Genomic DNA, 17,494 nt, shown 5'->3' with positions numbered 1-17,494 from the left:
GCGATTCCCGGTCCTCCAAACGTTGCCCTTGTCCGTCATAGGGGACGTGGGAGCCGACGGGGTCTCTCGACACGCGGGCGCGGCCTCGCCGCCGAGGCGGTCGTCCCCAGCACCTCGGGAGTTCGGGGTGATCGGGAACTACGGGAGCGTTCCCCTTGCGGACTTGAGGTCCAGCCACAGCTCGGTGAACCGGTCGAGCAGTCCGGCGGCCGCCGTCACGTCGTCCGTCAGCGGCCGGTCGGCCAGCTCCGCGTCGAGGACCGAGTCCGCCAGCTGGAAGGCGCGTCCGAACGGCAGCCCGGGATCGATCCGCAGGTCGCGTTGGCGCAACGCCCGCACAGCGGCGATGAGTTCGCACCCCACGACGAGCCGGTACGCCTGGCACGCCCGCAGGGTCTGCCGCGCCCCCAGGGACGCGAAGCTGGCCTGTTCCTCCACGCCCCGTGAGAGCACCGCGTGGCCGAGGGAGGCGGGCGCGGAGAAGGCCCGCAGGTCTCCGAGGGCTGCTCCGGCCGCGTATTCGAGGATCATCACTCCCGACGAGGCCGGCTCGCCGTCCGCGAGGAAGGGCCGCAGACGAGTGAAGCCCGGCTCGTTCAGCGTCGAGAGGCGGGAGGTCGACAGACGGGCCACCTGCGTCACCGCCAGTCTGAAGTGGTCCAGAGCCAGGCCGAGTTGGGCGAGATAGAAGCCGCCGTGGTGGTAGGCCGCCATGTCGTCGGCCGAGATCAGCGGATTCTCGGCGGCCGCGTTGATCTCGACCGTGAGGACCTCTTCGAGCGCGTCCGCCGCGTCGTGCGCGGGCCCGTGGATCTGCGGTACGCAGCGGAAGCCGTACGGGTCCTGGATCCGGCCGAGCGGCGGTGTGGGGCGGTCGGGGGCGCCCAGCAGCAGCCTCATGCGTTCCGCGACCGCGGTCGAGCCGGCGTGCGGCCGTGCCTCGTGCACGGGCAGCGCGTACGCCTCGAACGACCCGTCGATCGCCATCAGGGACAGCGCCGCCACCACCTGCGTGGCCGCGATCAGGCCCCGCAGCTCGTGCAGGGCGAGCGCGGACTGGCCGAGGGTCAGAGCGTTGCTGCTGATCAGGGCCAGGGCATCGTTGTTGTCGAGAGGCTGCGCCGCGGGGGCGGCCCCCGTTCCCCGCCAGGGGTGTTCGCCCGCCAGCGCGAGGCCCATCTGCGCGAGTGCCGCGATGTCGCCGGTGCCGACCGAGCCGAATTCGTTGACCTGCGGGTAGGCGCCCGTCTCCAGGGCCTCGCAGAGCGCGGTGACGACGGTCGGCCGCAGCCCCGCGCCCCCCGCGAGGAGTTGGTTGGCACGGACGGCGAGCATGGCGCGGACCTGGCGCGCGGGAAGCTCCTCGCCGATCGCTCCGGCGTGGCTGCGCAGCAGCCGTAGTCCGTGGTCGGCGGCCGCCTCGGTGGGCACGGACTCATTCCGGTTCGCCCCCACGCCGGTGGAGCGGCCGTAGACCCGGCCCCAGGAGGCGATCTCGCGCGCCGCGTTCCAGGAGGCTTCCACGCGCTTCATGCCGTCGGTCGACGGAACGGGCCTGGCGACGGATTCGGCCATGCGTACGACATCTGCGACCATCAGTCGGCGGCCGTCGAGGACGATGGCCGTGCCGTTGCCGCTGGCCGCCCAGTCCGCAATATGAGACGACATTGGTAGCAATTGCTCCTCTATCGGGCGCTCCGTACTGTTCTGCGGCCACCCGTGACCAGGGATCTCCACCTGTGCGGCGACAACCTGTTGACCAACTATTGACAACCTATTCAGTCACCGAGAACTCTGCATGATGATATGCAGCCGGGCAAGGGACTCCTCATGATCCAGTTCGATGCGGTCCACAAGCGCTTCCCGAACGGCACAACCGCAGTGCAGGACCTCACCCTCGACATGCCGGAAGGCGGCGTGACCGTCCTTGTGGGATCTTCCGGTTGCGGTAAGACGACGACGCTCCGCATGATCAATCGGATGGTCGACCCGACCTCAGGGACGATCAGGGTGGCCGGGAGGGACGTCCTGGAGCAGGACGCCGCCGAGCTGCGCCGCTCCATCGGCTACGTCATCCAGCAGTCCGGGCTCTTCCCGCACCGCACCGTGTCGGACAACATCGCGACCGTACCGCTGCTGCTCGGCTGGGGCCGCAGGAAGGCCCGGGCTCGGGCGGCGGAGCTCCTGGAGACGGTCGGCCTGTCGGCCGACGCCGGCAAGCGCTATCCGCACCAGCTCTCCGGCGGACAGCAGCAGCGCGTCGGCGTGGCCCGCGCACTTGCCGCCGACCCGCCGGTACTCCTGATGGACGAGCCGTTCGGTGCCGTCGACCCAGTGGTCCGCACTCAGCTCCAGAACGAACTGCTGCGCCTGCAGAGGGATCTGAGCAAGACGATCGTCTTCGTCACCCATGACGTCGACGAGGCGGTGCGGCTCGGTGACCGCATAGCCGTCTTCCGGACCGGCGGCCATCTCGTCCAGTGCGCCGCCCCCGCCGAACTGCTGGCCCGCCCGGCGGACGCCTTCGTGGCGGACTTCCTGGGCGCGGAGCGCGGCCTGAAGCTGCTGTCCCTGACGACGCTCGCCGGTGTCGCCCAGGGGCCCGCCCCCGAGGGAGCCCGCTGGCAGCTGACCCTCGATTCCGCCCGTAAGCCGCTGGTCTGGCACGACACGGAGAACGACACGGCGCTACCGCTCCGGCCGCTGCAGGACACCGACTCGCTCCTGTCGGCGCTCAACGAGTCGATCGCCGCACCGAGCGGCCTGGTCGCCCGGGTCGACGCGGACGGTGTCCTCACCGGCGTCTCCTCCCGCGAGGACATCCACGACCGCGCGGGCCGTGTACACAGCGAGGCAAGCGCGGTGGCCGCATGAGCGTCGACTGGTCGTGGATAGCCGACCACACCGACGATCTCACCGCCTTGACCCTCTCCCACCTGCAGGCCGCCCTCACCGCCGTACTCCTCGGCCTGCTCGTCTCGCTTCCCCTGGCCGTGGTGGCGCACCGGGTACGCAGGCTGCGCGGACTGCTCCTCGGGCTGTCGAACATCCTCTTCACCATCCCGTCCATCGCCGTCTTCGTACTCCTCCTGCCGGTCAGCGGACTCACCCGCACCACCACCGTCATCGGCCTGACGATCTACACGCTCGTCGTGCTCCTGCGGAACACCGTCGAGGGCCTCGACTCCGTCCCCGCGCGGACGAAGGAGGCCGCGAAGGCCATGGGCACCCGGCCGCTGCGCACCCTGATCACCGTAGAACTGCCTCTCGCCCTCCCCGTCATCATGGCAGGCGTGCGGATCGCGACGGTGATGGCGATCTCCCTGGTCTCCGTGGCCACGTACATCGGCGACGGCGGACTCGGGCAGCTGTTCACCGACGGATTCCAGCGGAACTTCCCCACGCCCGTCATCGTCGGCGTCGTCCTGACCCTGCTCCTCGCACTCGTGGCGGACGCCCTGCTCGTCACCGTCCAGTACGTCCTGACGCCGTGGACCCGTCGGCAGAAGCGGGGGGTCTGACCTCATGTACGAACTTCTCAAGGGCCTCGGCGCCTGGCTGGTCAGCAGCGAACAGTGGGCCGGTTCCGACGGCATCGGGCACCGCCTCACCGAGCACCTCCAGTACTCGCTGCTCGCCACCCTCGTCGCCGCAGCCATCGCGCTGCCCGTCGGCCTGCTCATCGGTCACACCCGGCGCGGCGCGTTCATCGCCATCAACCTGTCGAGCTTCGGACGGGCCCTGCCCACGGTCGGGCTCGTCGTGCTGGTCTTCCTCGCCAGCGGCCTGTCCATGTGGCCCGTCTACATCGCCCTGGTGGCACTCGCCGTACCCTCCATCGTCACCAACACGTACGCCGGGATGACGGCTGTCGACCCCGAGGTACGGGACGCGGCGCGGGGCCAGGGCATGCGTTGGCACCAAGTGCTCCTCCAGGTCGAACTGCCCCTGGCGCTCCCCCTGATCATGACCGGGCTGCGGCTCGCGCTCATCCAGGTCGTCGCGACCGCCACGATCGCCGCGTACGTCTCCTTCGGCGGACTCGGCCGGTACGTCTTCGACGGGCTCGCCCAGCGCGACCTCGTGCAGGTACTCGGCGGCGCCGTGCTCGTGGCGGTGGTCGCCGTCGTCCTGGATCTCGCGCTCTCCGCCCTCCAGCGCGTCCTTTTCCGCCACCGCCCCGCCACGCCGGCCTAGGAGTACGCACCATGAACCGCAGAACTCTCCTCGGCGGCCTCTTCGCCGCTGCCACCGTCCCCGCGCTCGCCTCGTGCAGCAGCGGCATCACCTCTCTCGACGGAGGGGGATCCAGCGGCGGGGGCGGAGGCTCCAGCGAGGGCGGCGTCACCATCGGCACCGCCAACTTCACCGAGAACCAGGTCCTCGGCCATCTCTACGCCGCGGCGCTCGATGCCGCCGGGGTGAAGAACACGGTCCGCCCCAACCTGGGCACCCGCGAGATCCTCATCCCCGCGCTCAAGGGCGGCGACATCGATCTGCTGCCCGAGTACCAGGGCGCGCTGCTGCACTACCTCGACGCGAAGGCCACGGCCACCGAGGAGGGCGAGATGCAGAACGCCCTCGCCATGGCCCTGCCGCGCGGACTCCAGATCCTCCCCTACGGCAGGGCCGAGGACTCCGACGCGTTCGCCGTCACCCGGGAGACCGCCAGGGAGTACGGCCTCAAGTCCCTGGCGGACCTGGCGAAGCACAACGGCAAGCTCGTCATCGGCGCGGCGCCCGAGGTGAAGAAGCGCGCGGTGGGCTCGGTGGGCCTCAAGGACGTGTACGGCGTGGAGTTCAAGGAGTTCAAATCCCTCGACTCCTCGGGCCCGCTGGTCAAGGGCGCCCTGAAGAAGGGCGACGTGGACGTGGCCAACCTCTTCACCACCGACACCGACATCGTCGCCGAGGGCTGGGTCGTACTCACCGACCCCAAGAACCTCATCCCCGGCCAGCACGTCGTCCCGCTGATCGCCGACCGCAAGGCCGACTCGACGGTGCGCAAGGCGCTCGCCCGCCTGGGCGGCCTGCTGACCACCAAGGACCTCACCGAGCTCAACCGCTTGGTGGACAAGGACCGCAAGGACCCCGAGGACGTCGCCCACGACTGGGCGGCGAAGCACGGGATCAGGAAGTAGCCGCGGCGGAATCGGGCGACAGGACACACCACCGAGAGGCCAGGAGCCGAGTCGTGCCAGGTGAAGCCCTGGGGGAGCGCCGCTCTGTCGACTCCGTCGACGTCGTCCCGGACGGCTGACGGCACGGGACCGCGTTCCCTTGCAAGGGCCCGGATCGCCGGTTGGCACCGCACCCGCCGGGGCCTCGGTCGGACCATGCAACGACCGTCGGCGCCCCGGGGGACCGGTGGCGCGGCGCGCGTGGCTCTTTGGAGTGACGAAGGGCGGCGTGCGAGGTCCTAGTGTCGGAGGGATGAGAGTGATGGACGACAGGTGGCCCCGGTGGGGCGCCGACACCGGGCTGGTCGTGCTGACGTTCCTGCCGCCGCTGCTGTCACAGCCGTACGTGGACACATCCGGGCCGGCCTGGGCGTCTCTCACGGCGTACGAGGCGGTGGGTGTGGTGGCCCTGCTGCTCAGGCGGCGGCTGCCGGCCACCGCCTTCGTCGTGGGATTCGCGGCCCTTCTGGCGGCGCTGGTGGGGAGCGCGGGCGCGGGGGCCAAGCTGTCGCCACTGGTCTTCCTGCCGCTGGCGGTGCTGCTCTACAACCTGGGCAACCACTGCGCGAGCTGGCGGAGGACGGTGTCGGCGGTCCTCGCCGCCGTCGTGCTGGGCGTGGCCGGTCTGTGGCTGAACCGGATGACGACCGACTCCGGTGACTTCCAGGGCGGCCTGGACGTCCTCGCCGCGCTGGCCCCGATGCCGCTGGCCTGGGCGATGGGATTCGCCGCGCGGACCCGGCAGGCGCTGCTGGCCGCGGCCGAGCGACGGGCGGCCGACGCGCGCCGGGCGCAGGCTCTGGAGGCGTCGCAGGCAACGCAACGCGAGCGGGCACGGATCGCCGGTGAGATGCACGACGTGGTCGCCCACTCGCTGACCCTGCTGGTGGTACACGCGGAGACCCTGCGGGCCCGCGGCGGCGAGCTGCCCGACTGGGCTCGCGCCCAGGTCGACGGGTTGGCGGCGGCGGGCCGGCAGAGCAGCGGCGAACTGCGTGACCTGCTGCGGATGCTGCGCGACCCGGCGGACGCCGTCCCGCTCCAGCCGGTGCCGGGCCTCGGCGAGCTGGAGGCGTTGCTGGACAGTCACCGGGCCGCGGGCGGGACGGTGGAGCTGACGACGGGCGGCGCGCCGGAACCCGTGCCGGGCCCGGTGCAGCTGGCGGGGTACCGCATCGTGCAGGAGGCGCTGGTCAACGCGCGCCGGCACGCGCCCGGGGCACCGGTCCGGGTGAGTGTCGAAGGCGACGCGGGAGAGTTGCGGTGCGAGATCGTGAACGGTCGTGCCGCCCGGCGCGGTACGCCCGGCGCGGGTGTCGGACTCGGACTGGTCAGCATGGAGGAACGGGTGGACGCGCTGGGCGGCGAACTCGTCGCGGGTCCGACCGAGGCCGGCGGATTCCGCGTCATGGCCACGATGCGGTGGGAGCCCGCGGGTGTCTGAGCAGATCAGCGGGTCCGTCCTGGGCGAAGGGCCGATCAGCGTCCTCGTGGTGGACGACGAGCCCGTCATCCGCGCCGGGCTGAGCGCCATCCTGGACAGCCAGGCGGACATCACCGTGGCGGGCACCGCGGACGACGGTGAACAAGCCGTCGAGGCGTGCGCGCGGCTACGGCCGGACGTGCTGCTGATGGACATCCGCATGCCGCGTCGCGACGGCCTGTGGGCACTGGCCGAGCTGGGCCGGCGCGGACTGCTCGGGCCGGGGCGCAGCCGAGTGCTCATGCTGACGACGTTCGACCTGGACGCGTACGTCGACGACGCGCTGACGGCCGGGGCGTCCGGATTCCTGCTGAAGAACAGTTCGTACGAACAACTGACCGAGGCCGTCCGTGCTGCGGCGGCCGGGCACAGCGCGCTGAGCCCCGCGGTGACCCGGCGGATCATCGAGGGCCATCTGAGCGGCCGTCCACGGCCCAGCGACCAGGAGCTGGCCCGGCTGCGGGACCTCACCGAGCGGGAGGTCGACGTGCTGCGACTGATCCGGGACGGGCTGAGCAACGCCGAGATCGCCGGGGAACTGGTGGTGAGCCTGCACACGGTGAAGACGCACGTCAGCCGCGTACTCATGAAGACCGGCTGCCAGAGCCGGGCGCAGGCCGCAGTGCTGGCCAGGAACACCCTGTCCTGACCTGGGCGCCTACGGGTCACTCCTTGGAGTGACCCCGGGCCGACGGGAAGCCCGCCATCGAGCGATGTGCCGGCGGCGCGCCACTGACTGAATGGTTGTTGTGCGTGGGACCCGCCGGCGGCCGCTCGACGGGTGCCTGCCCGGTCCCTCGACGCACACAGCACATCGTCACGCGCCGAAGGGAACCGCCATGTCCGTACACACGCCAGACGCGACGTCATACACGTCGTCTCGATACACCTCGTCCCGCCGCCACCGAGTTTTCCGGGGAGCGCTGACCATGGTGCTGGCGACCTGCATGGGAGCGGCGCTCGTCAGCTGCTCGGACGCGGGTGCGGAGGAGGACGGGCGGAGTGCGGCGAGCCCGGCGGCCGGCGAAGAACTGGCCGGTCTCGCACAGCAGGCGGCGGACGCGGGCTCCCTGGGCATCGTCGTCCGCGTCGACTCCGGCGACGGAAAGCCCGCCGAGGCCGCCCGGCAGGCCGCCTGGACCAAGGACGATCACCGCCTGGCCGCCGACGACCTGTTTCGGGTCGGTTCGAACACCAAGACAGTGACCGCCACTCTCGTCCTCCAGCAGGTCGCCGAGGGCCGGATCGGCCTGGACGACCCGGTGGAGAAGTGGCTGCCGGGACAGCTGGAGGACGGCGCGGACATCACCGTACGGATGCTGCTCAACCACACCAGCGGGCTCGGCGACTTCCTGCTGACCTCCCAGTTCCTGCCCTCTCTCACCGGCCAGGAACAGCGCACGTGGACGCCGGAGCAACTCCTCGCCAGCACGCCCCAACGGGTGTCCGCGCCCGGTGAGACGTACTCCTACAGCAACGCCAACTACGAGGCACTGGGGCTCATTCTGGAGAAGGCCACCGGCACGGGCCTGGCCGAGCTGATCGAGAAGAGGATCACCGAGCCGCTGGGTATGGAGAATTCGTTCCTGGCGACGAACGCCGACTGGGACACCGACGAGACCACCGGGAAGCAGCACGTGACCGGCTACGAGCCGGCCGCCGAGCGCCTGAAGACCATCCTCTCCGCAACCGTGGACCTGCCCGAGGGCGTCGGATTCACCGGTCCTAAGCGTCCCGGGGACAACATCGACACCTCCGCCATCGACCCGAGCTGGTCCTGGGCGGCGGGCGGCATGGTCTCCACCGCACAGGACTGGCAGCGCTTCCTGACCGCGCTGATGTCGGGCGAGCTGCTGCCCGAGGCGCAGCTGGAGCAGATGCGCACCACCGTCGACGCTCCTGAGGAGGGCGGAGGCTACGGACTGGGCCTGATGCGGGTGGACACCTCCTGCGGCACCGTGTGGGGGCACACCGGAGGTCTGCCCGGCTACTCCAGCGAGATCTACACCGACGTGAGCGGACGGCGCAGCGTCGCCGTCCTGACGAGCACGAACTTCGGCATCAAGGACGAGAAGGCCGCCACCGCGAACAAGGCCCTCGTCGACGCGGCCACGTGTCAGATGCTCGGCGAGCCACAGCCCTCGGACAGCCCGACCGCATGACGACCGCGGACAGTCCGGCGGCGTCCTGCGGGCTCCGGACGGGCACAGCACCGGTGACGCCGGTCCCCAGAAGGCCGTGACGGCTCCCCTCGGGGAGATACGAGCATTCTTCTCCCGCATCGCGGACGTCAGCGATCTCCTCGCTGACGTCCGCGCCGGCGATCTCCTCGCTGACGGAACTGTCGGCGAGGACGAAACCACCGCCTGCGCCCAGGTGGCCCGCACCGTGAAGAAGACCGGACTCACCACGCCGAGTACGGCGGCACCGACCGGGCCATGCGTGCCGGGCGCGGCCGCCGTCTTACGGGGAGGGCACCGGTGACGCCGAAAAACGCCCGTCAAGGAACCGCGAGATCGTCGATGCCGGTCGCGCCCTGCGGGAGCCCATCGCCGGTATGTGGCGCACCTTGGGCAGATGCCCGATCTGACCGTTGACCAGGCCGAGGCGTTCACCAGATGTGCGCGCACCATCGAGAAGTCGGTCAGGGAACACAGCCGGCAGCAATCTGACGGGCAATCAGGCGCACCCGGCCCGGCCGGTTGAGGACGGCGACCGAGCACGTGCACCTGCCGCACGGCCGACTCCGGGCTCACCGCATCCAGTGCCCGTCCGCGCTCCACCCCACGAAGCGCCGGGCCCGTCCGGTGTCCGCCGTCCCGTCACGGCCGAAGGCGCCCCCCTCGCCGACCAGAACCAGGCCCGCCGGGGCTGGAGCGAGCCGGGCAGCGACATGGGCCGGGTGGCGGGCCGTCTCCTCCGTCATGCCCGCGATGGCCCGCCGCTGCTCCTGCGGCGGGCACAGGGACAGGTGGAACACCATCTGGCGCCACGCGTACGCGGCGTCCTTGATCGTGCCCAACGGCCGCGGGTTGCGGTGCACACGGGCGGTCAGCCGGCACACGGTCGCGAAGCAGAGGCGCGCCAGGTCGGACCATCCGGCCCGGGGGGTGATGCCCACCCGGTTCACCAGGGTGGCCAGGTTGTGCGTGGTGAGGATCTGCGCCTGCTCGATCACCATCCCGTTCGCCGCGACCGACCAGGCCCGCGAGGCCGGCCCAGCCCGTTCGGCGCACAGCCGCGCGAAGCCGGGAGAGGTGCGGGTGCCGGACGAACGGGACAGAGCCTCACCGGTCTCGACGATCGCCAGATTGCGGATGGCCGCGTAGTCGATGCCGTAGTAACGCTCGTACAGCGTGCCGCCGAGCAGCTCGCCCGCGACCCGTGCGGCCTTGAGGAACTTCGGGCTGAACGTGCCCATGAAGATGTCGGCAGCCAGCTCCTCCACGAACGGGGCCCCGAGGTCGCCCTGGCGGCCGAGGACGCCGAACTCGCGGATCAGCGGATTGGGCAGGAGTGTCCCCGGGAAGGCCTGTACGGCCAGCTCGCCCAGGTGCCGCAGCACAAAGAGCGCGCCCTCGCCGTCCGGCGTGTCCGGTGCCGCCGATCGCTGCCGCGAAACCGCCCGTACCCAGGGCAGTTCCTCGACACGCACCTGCCGTTCCAGATTGAGCAGGAGCAACGAGCGGCGGTTGCGGAACGCCCGGTAGTTCGCGGCCATCACGGCTCGCAGGGCCGCGTCGCCGTACGCGTGTGCGGTGGTGGCGGCGACCAACTGCGGCACCAACTCGGCCATGACCTCGGCGGACGGGATGACGCCCCGCTCCACGAGCGTGCCGATCGGGGCGCTCAGCGCGGACTCGACCACCTTGCTGACCGTGGCCGGTACGACGGCTCCGAGGGGCAGGCCGGTCTCCCGGCTCTCCTCCCCGTCCACCGGACCCAGGAGCGGGGCGATGTCGGTGATGCCCGTCCCCGGAGGGAGAGCGGCGAGCCGACGCGACATCAGCTGCGCCAGGGCGTGATGTGAGGGAAGCGCCGCCTGCTCGGCCTGCCGACGGCGCAAGGCCGTGTGCGCGGCCGAGCCGGGCAGACCGCGCCGCCGCACCATGGACCGCACCGCGTGTCGCAGCAGACCGAGCCGACGCGCCTCCAGCGGCCGTCCGGCGACGACCTCCTCCAGCGCCTCCCGAAGAATGCCCAGGTTCTCCTTGGGGTCGCGGTGCTTGGTGCACAAGGTGTGCTCCGCGGCGAGCACCCGGTAGCGGTCGAGCAGAGCCTCGCCCTGCGCCGGCCAGTTCGCCTCCGGAGCGAGCCCGAGAACGTCGCCGCCTTGAGCTGTCCGCAGCCAGTGGGTGAGCAGTTCGTCGGCGAAGGGCTGCCACACGGCGAGCGCCTCGCGCTGCGTCTCGACGGCCGCGTTGGGCCGCCGCCGGGCCAGGGTGTCGACGGTCTCGGAGACGGTGCGCCGATGGACGGCCGCGGTGGCGTCCGGTGCGGGCCCGTCCGCCGGGCGGGGCAGGAAGCGCAGCCGGTCGGCGAACGGCTCCAGCTCCGCCACGAGGTCGAGCGCCGCGCCGGTCTCCCCACGGCGCACCAGCCAGGCCACGGTGAGCAGTGCGGCTTCCTCGGGTACGCCGATCTCGTAGCAGCCGCTGTCCAACCGGGCCCACAGCCAGGCAAGTCCGGGTTCCGTGAGGCAGTACGCGAAGAGCGCACGCCGCTGAGCGGGCACGCGGAAACTCCGCGCGGCCTCGGTCTCGTGGGTCCGGAGCGGGCCGCCCGCGCTCGCCGAACCGGTGGCGAAGCCGCCCCGGACCACCTCGGGAGTGACCCACGGCGGAAGCCCGACCACGGGCGTACGCGAACCGACCGAGAGGCGGTCTGCGGCCAGCGCCGCCAGAACCTCCCGCCAGCGCTCCCCGCGTACCTCGGCGCGATGCCGTGCGCCGACGTCCTCATGGGTCAACGCGGTCACGAAGGCCTTGGCCAGTTGGCCCTCCGGATAGGACAGGGCCACGGTGAGAGGCTGCTGCTCAGCGTCGTCATTCATAAGCCGACGTGGCAGGTTCCGCCCCTGCGCCCTCCGGGACCAGAGCCCGGTGCTCTCCTGCTGAGCTACACGCCGATGACGGTAGACGCTAGACGCCGAGCTGATCATCGCACAACGGCTTTTCCGTGAGCGCGCACCTCGTGAGCACACCGGCGGGAAGCAGCAGCAGGTGACAGGGCGGACTCCCCGCGGGGAACAAGCGCCGGTCCCGTTCGGCCGGACCAAGCCGTTCACGGATCCGCGGCTCCGCCCGGCCGTCGACCGCCTCACCCCCAACGGCACGATCGTCGAGACGGGCACCACTGCCGCCACCACCTCGCGCATACGCGGGCACGAGCCGAGGAACCCGCCGCGGCCGAGCTGACTCCGCTCCCTTCAGGCGCCTGCGCCGCCGCCGACCGGCAGGATCGCGCCGGTACCTCTGCCGCCCGCCTTCGGCGCCGCGGCAGCCGCTCCGACGCGTCGTCGCCTTCACCCGATTCCGGTTCACGCGCGGCCCTGGCCGTAGAAGCGCACGTAATCGACCGTCATCGTCGCGGGAGACGGTGTCGAGGCGTCCGGGGGGCCGGGCCAGTCGCCTCCGACGGCAACGTTGAGCAGCAGATGCATGTCCTGTTCGAAGACCCAGTCGCGTGGCGCGGGCAACTTCGACGGTGTCAAGGTGAAGTACGGTTCGCCGTCGACGGACCAGGTGATGCGGCGGGGCTGCTTGTCGAGGGCGTACGTGTGGAAGGCCTCCGACGCGTCGGCCGGTAGGTCGGTGCTGCCACCCGCGCCGTTCTCGTTGAAGTAGGTCGGCCCGTGCGCGGTGCCGTACACCGTCCGCGGTTCTCCGCCGACCACCTCGCAGATGTCGATCTCACCCTGCGCGGGCCATTCGGCTCCGTTCTCGCCCAGCATCCAGATCGCCGGCAGCAGTCCCGTGCCGGTGGGTATCTTCGCGCGGATCTCCACGCGTCCACGGGTGAGCGCGACTTTCCCCTCGGTCGTCAGGCGGGCCGACGTCCAGGTGCAGAACTCCTGCGTGTAGCACGGCAGTTCGGAGCCGTCGGGGGCCGGACGCGCGGAAATCGCGAGGTGGCCCGCGCCGTCCAGAGCGGAGTTGGCCACGTCGTCCGTGTAGTACTGGAGCTCGTTGTTGCCCCACCCCTCGGCATCCAGGTTGCCGGTTTCGGTGTTCCAGAACCGTTCCGACGGGCGGGCGCCCGCCGCCCCCTCGAACTCCGCCTGCCAGAAGACTTCCTCACCGGCCGAGGAAGAGGGCGACCCTGTCGGAGCGGTCCCGCATCCGCCCAGCAGCCCGCTCAGTGCCAGCACGAGCGCCAGGCGGGTAGGTCGCTTCATCACGCTGCTCCTGGGAGGGGTACGGAAAGTGTGAGCACGGCCTGCTGCCCCAGGTGCCCGGGGCGAGCGTGAGCCCAGAGGCCGCCCAGCTCGAAAACCTCGCGGAACGGCGATTCTCGCAGACGCGCGAGCCCTCGGCGGGTACAGGAGTGCCAGGGCGTCCGGGGGAGGGGCTCGGCTCCGCCTCGCCTGCTCTGCCCGGCGGGACGCCCGCTGCCCCGGCCCGTCGCCCCGAGCGGCTTCCCCTCCCGGGGTGAGCGCGCCGGCGAGCCGCTGCGCACCCCGCTCGGGGAGAGGGGGCGGTCCGCGTGTGCCGGTCAGACGGGGCAGTGGGCACCACCGCGCCTGGCCCCTGACCGGTCCGGCCCGGCCGTCCGCCGGACAGCGCGGGTCCTGTCAGGGCGCGTGAGCGCGGCCACGGCGCCCCCGCCCGCGTCCGTTCAGCCCCGGGGCGGAGTCGCCGTGAGGGCGTCCGCGGACGCGTCCCCGGCCAGCGGGTCGACGGAGCGCGGCAGCCATTCCGAGGCGGGATGGACTCTGCGCCAGTGACGTGCGATGTCCACGCGGCGGGCCACCCACACGTCGGGGTGGCCGGCCACGACGTCGAGGAAGCGGCGCAGGTCCGCGGCACGGCCGGGCCGTCCGCTGATACGGAGGTGCAGCCCGACACTCATCATCCGCGGGCGCTCCGTGCCCTCCTCCAGGAGGAGTTCGAGCGCGTGTGTCAGATACGTGGAGAAGGACTCGGACTGGAAGCCGTAGGTGTTGACGTACCGGCCGTCGTTGTTGTCGAGGGTGTAGGGGAGTACCAGGTGCGCGGTGCCGTCGACGTCGGTCCAGTACGGCAGGTCGTCGCTGAACGAATCCGAGTCGTAGAGGAAACCCCCGTGCTCGACGACGAGGCGGCGGGTGTTCGCGCTGTTGCGGCCCGTGTACCAGCCGTGCGGTGCCTCACCGCACACCTCGGTGTGGATCCGTACGGCCCGCTCGATGTGCTCGCGCTCGGTGTCCGGGTCGAGTGCGGCGTAGTCGATCCACCGCAGCGAGTGCGAGGCGATCTCCCACCGGGACTCCCGCGCGGCCGCGACCAGTCCGGGATTGCGCCGGAGCGACTCCGATATACCGAAGACCGTCACCGGCAGACCGCGTTCCTCGAAGAGCCGGCGCAGACGCCAGAAGCCCGCCCGGGTGCCGTACTCGTACTGGGACTCGACGTTCAGGTTGCGACGGCCCCGTAGCGCGCTGGTCGGCTCCTCGGTGAGGAACGCCTCCGACGCCTCGTCGCCGTGCAGGACGTTGTTCTCGCCGCCCTCCTCGACGTTGACGACGAACTGCACGGCCACCTTGGCCCCGCCGGGCCATTGCGCGTGGGGGAGATCCCCGCCGTAGCCGGCCAGGTCGCGGGGGTAGTCGCTGGGGGGAAGGGTGCGCGTCATCGAGAGTCCTGCCTTGATCGCGGAAGGCCGTGCCGCCACAGGAACAGGCACGGTATCCTGAGTTCGGCAGGCGTCGGTCAGTTCTGACTAACCATGGCGGCGGAGGTGTGCGCAGTCAAGGGCGGGACTTCGGCGGCTTGCCCCTCGCCGAGGGCGGGGGCGGAACGGCCGGCGGACACGAGGCGTCCGGCGGGACGAGCGAGGGGACGACCATGAATGACCGCGAAGGGGCCATGCTTGCGCTCCTTCAGTTGATGTCCGCGTCGAGCGGGCCGCTGGGGACGCGCAACGCGCAGCGAGAGCTGGCGAAGCGGGGCCGGGAGCTCAGCGAGTCCTCCGTCTCGCGCCTGCTGCGGGAGATGGACGCCCGTGGGTGGACCGTGCCCGTGGGCACCAAGGGGCGGACGCTGGCCGCTGAGGGGCGGCGACGCGCGGCCGAGGCGGTTCTGACCCATCGCGCGTCGGACTCGTTGCAGCACGCGGTGCGTGACACCAAGGACCTCCTCGACCTGCTCAGGGCGCGCAGCGCCGTGGAGAGCGCGGTGGCGGGCGATGCCGCCCGCGCGCCGGAGGAGGACCGGCTGCGGGAACTGCGGAGCCTGTCGGACCAGCACGTCCGTGTCGTCGGGAGCGCCCCGATGATCGAGCAGCCGGGGCTGCGGTTCCATCGGGCCATAGTCGAGATGTCGACGAACCGGATACTCAAGGTGGCGGCCGAGATGATGCTCGCGCCGCACCTGGACCGGGTCGAGGCGGTGCTCGACACGGTGCTCGCCACCCGCCGCGACGAGGAGAACGTCGTCGCCGAGCACCAGGCGGTCCTCGACCGGATCGAGCGGCGGGACCCCGCCGGTGCGGAGGAGGCCATGAGGGCGCACTTCGAGGCGATGATCGCCGCCGTGGAGACGTCGATCGTCGGCGGCAACGAGGTGCTCGTCCAGCGGCTGCTCGACTGGGTGCCCGACGCCGCCCGAGCGGAGGAGGGTGTTCGTCAGTATTGACAGACGTTGGTGCCTGCTCAACACTGTCGTGCACCGACGCACGTGCCACCGGCACGGCACCACCGACGACAGGAGCAGGCATGACGCGGACAGGCACCATGTCCCCCGCCCGGATTCACCCCCGTCCCACCGGCGCCCGGTACCAGGACGCGTACCGCAGGTGGCAGGGCATACCGTCGGTCGAGCGAACCCGGGGCGGGCGGCTCTACGCCAACTGGTACACGGGGATGGAGACGGAGACCGGCGGCAACTTCGTCGTCATCACGAGCAGCGACGACGACGGCACCACCTGGACCGGCCCCAGGTTCGTCGTCGAGCACGACGACCCCGAGGTCCGCGTGTACGACCCCTGTCTCTGGCGGGACCCCGCCGGGCGCCTCTGGGCGACGTGGAACCAGAGCCGGGACTTCTTCGACGGCAGGATCGGTGTCTGGGTCGCCACGAGCGGCAACCCCGACGACGACGAGCCCGTCTGGACCGCTCCGCGGCGGATCGCCAACGGGATCATGATGAACAAGCCCACCGTGCTCGCCGACGGCACCTGGCTGTTCCCCGCGGCCATCTGGGCATGCCACACCCCGACCGAGGAACACGCCCTGGAGGCCGAACGGTTCTCCAACGTCTACGTCTCGACCGACGAGGGCGAGACGTTCGCCTACCTCGGCGGAGCCGACGTGCCGAACCGCAGCTTCGACGAGCACATGGTCGTCGAGAAGCGTGACGGCGAGCTGTGGATGCTCGTCCGGTGCTTCGACGGCGTGGGCGAGAGCTTCTCGAAGGACGGGGGAAGGACCTGGTCCCCCGGCCGCCGGAGCCACATCGACGGCCCCTGCTCGCGCTTCCACATCCGCCGGCTCCCGTCAGGACGCCTGCTCATGATCAACCACGCGGACTTCGGTGACCGGCGGTCCCGCGAGGAGATCGAGGAGCAGGGCAACGTCAAGGAATGGAAGGGCCGTACCAACCTCACGGCCTTCCTCAGCGACGACGACGGCGCCACCTGGCCGCACCGGCTCCTCCTCGACGACCGCGACGACGTCTCCTACCCCGACGCCGCCGTCGGTGCCGACGGCCGGATCTTCGTCGTCTACGACCACGACCGCTTCGGCGACCGGGCCGTCTACCTCGCCCGGTTCACCGAGGACGACGTCCTGGCCGGCCGTATGGGCAGCACCGGCTCCGCCGCCCGGATCGTCGTCAACCGCGCTCTCGCCCTGCCCGAGCCCGAGGGTGACGCACCGTCGCCCTCCGGTTCCGCCGCCGCCGGGTGACCGGGCGCCCGCTCCGATCGGCCCGACCGTCCCCCAGGGCGTACGCACCCGAGGTCCGCGCCCGCACACACCAGCAGAGGAAAGACCCATGGCCACGGCGAAGACAGTGTCGCAGAAGCGGTGGACGACGCTCCCCAACTGGAAGTTCCAGCTCCTTCCCCGGGACACCCGCACCATCATCACGTGTGTGTTCCTCGGGCTGACCATGGCCGTGATCCTCCAGATCACCGAGCGCCTCGACCTGGCCCTGACCGGCGGCAGCGTCCCGATCGTCTCGGCGATCGTCGTCTGCGCGATCTGGGTGCCCGCCGCGGCCTTCTACGGCCTCACCGGAGCGCTGATCACCGCGTGGATCAACCCGGTCATCTCCAACCTCACGGCCTCCCAGCCGATGGCGCCCTTCCTGTTCCTGACCAACGCCGCGCACACGATCCCCGTGGCGCTGCTGGTGTGGGCCATGAAGTCCCGCGACAAGGGCCTGAAGCTGTGGCAGCTCATCCTCATCGGTCAGATCGGCGGTCTGGGCGACGCGCTGATGTTCGGCGTGGGCAACCGCGTCATCCTGCATCTGCCCTGGGGCTTCATCACCGGCCAGGTCCTCGTCGTCCAGCCGTGCTACCTCGTCGGTTCCCTCATCACGTACGGGATCATGCGCCGGCTGGTCAACACCGGGCTCGTCCAGAAGGAACGCGACCTCAAGGCGGCCGCCGATGCCATCTGACCGGC

Annotated in this window: 15 protein-coding genes and 1 tRNA gene; 11 read left to right on the top strand and 5 right to left on the bottom strand. The window is 71.1% G+C overall.

Annotation, left to right across the window (positions count from 1 at the left end):
• Nucleotides 1-138 precede the first annotated feature (138 nt).
• On the bottom strand, nucleotides 139-1,668 hold the full coding sequence (locus SACTE_RS00470; protein ID WP_014044052.1) for an aromatic amino acid ammonia-lyase: 1,530 nt from the start codon (nucleotides 1,666-1,668) through the stop codon (nucleotides 139-141).
• A 138-nt stretch (nucleotides 1,669-1,806) separates the two neighbouring features.
• Between SACTE_RS00470 and SACTE_RS00465 the strand changes: the two genes are divergently transcribed.
• From SACTE_RS00465 to SACTE_RS35335, 8 genes are all read left to right on the top strand, one after another.
• Nucleotides 1,807-2,874 (top strand): ABC transporter ATP-binding protein, encoded by a 1,068-nt coding sequence (locus SACTE_RS00465; protein WP_014044051.1) that lies wholly within the window; start codon nucleotides 1,807-1,809, stop codon nucleotides 2,872-2,874.
• The gene (locus SACTE_RS00460; protein WP_014044050.1) at nucleotides 2,871-3,521 is read left to right on the top strand and encodes an ABC transporter permease; all 651 of its coding nucleotides are present in this window, start codon (nucleotides 2,871-2,873) and stop codon (nucleotides 3,519-3,521) included. The genes SACTE_RS00465 and SACTE_RS00460 overlap by 4 nt, the downstream gene beginning before the upstream one ends.
• A 4-nt stretch (nucleotides 3,522-3,525) precedes the next feature.
• Nucleotides 3,526-4,197, top strand: a complete 672-nt coding sequence (locus tag SACTE_RS00455; protein WP_014044049.1) for an ABC transporter permease — start codon at nucleotides 3,526-3,528, stop codon at nucleotides 4,195-4,197.
• An 11-nt stretch (nucleotides 4,198-4,208) separates the two neighbouring features.
• Nucleotides 4,209-5,141 (top strand): ABC transporter substrate-binding protein, encoded by a 933-nt coding sequence (locus SACTE_RS00450; RefSeq protein WP_014044048.1) that lies wholly within the window; start codon nucleotides 4,209-4,211, stop codon nucleotides 5,139-5,141.
• A gap of 301 nt (nucleotides 5,142-5,442) precedes the next feature.
• Nucleotides 5,443-6,624 (top strand): histidine kinase, encoded by a 1,182-nt coding sequence (locus SACTE_RS35340; RefSeq protein WP_014044047.1) that lies wholly within the window; start codon nucleotides 5,443-5,445, stop codon nucleotides 6,622-6,624.
• The gene (locus tag SACTE_RS00440; RefSeq protein WP_014044046.1) at nucleotides 6,617-7,312 is read left to right on the top strand and encodes a response regulator transcription factor; all 696 of its coding nucleotides are present in this window, start codon (nucleotides 6,617-6,619) and stop codon (nucleotides 7,310-7,312) included. Before SACTE_RS35340 ends, SACTE_RS00440 begins: the two co-directional genes overlap by 8 nt.
• A gap of 280 nt (nucleotides 7,313-7,592) precedes the next feature.
• Nucleotides 7,593-8,825: a serine hydrolase domain-containing protein gene (locus SACTE_RS00435; protein ID WP_014044045.1), complete on the top strand. Its 1,233-nt coding sequence runs from the start codon at nucleotides 7,593-7,595 to the stop codon at nucleotides 8,823-8,825.
• A 415-nt stretch (nucleotides 8,826-9,240) separates the two neighbouring features.
• Entirely contained in the window at nucleotides 9,241-9,369 is a 129-nt protein-coding gene (locus tag SACTE_RS35335) for a hypothetical protein (RefSeq protein ID WP_256059425.1), read from the top strand.
• A 46-nt stretch (nucleotides 9,370-9,415) separates the two neighbouring features.
• Here the strand turns inward: SACTE_RS35335 and SACTE_RS00430 are convergent, their stop codons facing one another.
• From SACTE_RS00430 to puuE, 4 genes are all read right to left on the bottom strand, one after another.
• Nucleotides 9,416-11,716, bottom strand: coding sequence for a hypothetical protein (locus SACTE_RS00430; RefSeq protein WP_014044044.1), 2,301 nt, complete (start codon nucleotides 11,714-11,716; stop codon nucleotides 9,416-9,418).
• Nucleotides 11,717-11,719: 3 nt separating this feature from the next.
• Nucleotides 11,720-11,791 (bottom strand) — tRNA-Gln (locus SACTE_RS00425).
• A gap of 411 nt (nucleotides 11,792-12,202) precedes the next feature.
• Entirely contained in the window at nucleotides 12,203-13,060 is an 858-nt protein-coding gene (locus SACTE_RS00420; RefSeq protein WP_014044043.1) for a glycoside hydrolase family 16 protein, read from the bottom strand.
• 440 nt (nucleotides 13,061-13,500) lie between these two features.
• Nucleotides 13,501-14,496 carry an allantoinase PuuE gene (gene puuE / locus SACTE_RS00415; protein WP_014044042.1) on the bottom strand — a complete coding sequence of 332 codons (996 nt, stop codon included), beginning with the start codon at nucleotides 14,494-14,496 and terminating at the stop codon, nucleotides 13,501-13,503.
• 212 nt (nucleotides 14,497-14,708) lie between these two features.
• Between puuE and SACTE_RS00410 the strand changes: the two genes are divergently transcribed.
• The 3 genes from SACTE_RS00410 to SACTE_RS00400 all read left to right on the top strand — a co-directional run bounded on the left by SACTE_RS00410 (nucleotide 14,709) and on the right by SACTE_RS00400 (nucleotide 17,489).
• On the top strand, nucleotides 14,709-15,497 hold the full coding sequence (locus SACTE_RS00410; RefSeq protein ID WP_014044041.1) for an FCD domain-containing protein: 789 nt from the start codon (nucleotides 14,709-14,711) through the stop codon (nucleotides 15,495-15,497).
• A gap of 80 nt (nucleotides 15,498-15,577) precedes the next feature.
• Nucleotides 15,578-16,768 carry a sialidase family protein gene (locus tag SACTE_RS00405; protein ID WP_014044040.1) on the top strand — a complete coding sequence of 397 codons (1,191 nt, stop codon included), beginning with the start codon at nucleotides 15,578-15,580 and terminating at the stop codon, nucleotides 16,766-16,768.
• 88 nt (nucleotides 16,769-16,856) lie between these two features.
• On the top strand, nucleotides 16,857-17,489 hold the full coding sequence (locus tag SACTE_RS00400; protein WP_014044039.1) for a hypothetical protein: 633 nt from the start codon (nucleotides 16,857-16,859) through the stop codon (nucleotides 17,487-17,489).
• Nucleotides 17,490-17,494: the final 5 nt, after the last annotated feature.

Origin of the sequence: Streptomyces sp. SirexAA-E, assembly GCF_000177195.2 — a bacterium.
In the GTDB taxonomy this organism is placed as follows: Bacteria; Actinomycetota; Actinomycetes; order Streptomycetales; family Streptomycetaceae; genus Streptomyces; species Streptomyces flavovirens.
Note: the sequence above shows the minus strand (reverse complement) of the source record. Positions and strands in the feature narration are given on the sequence as shown.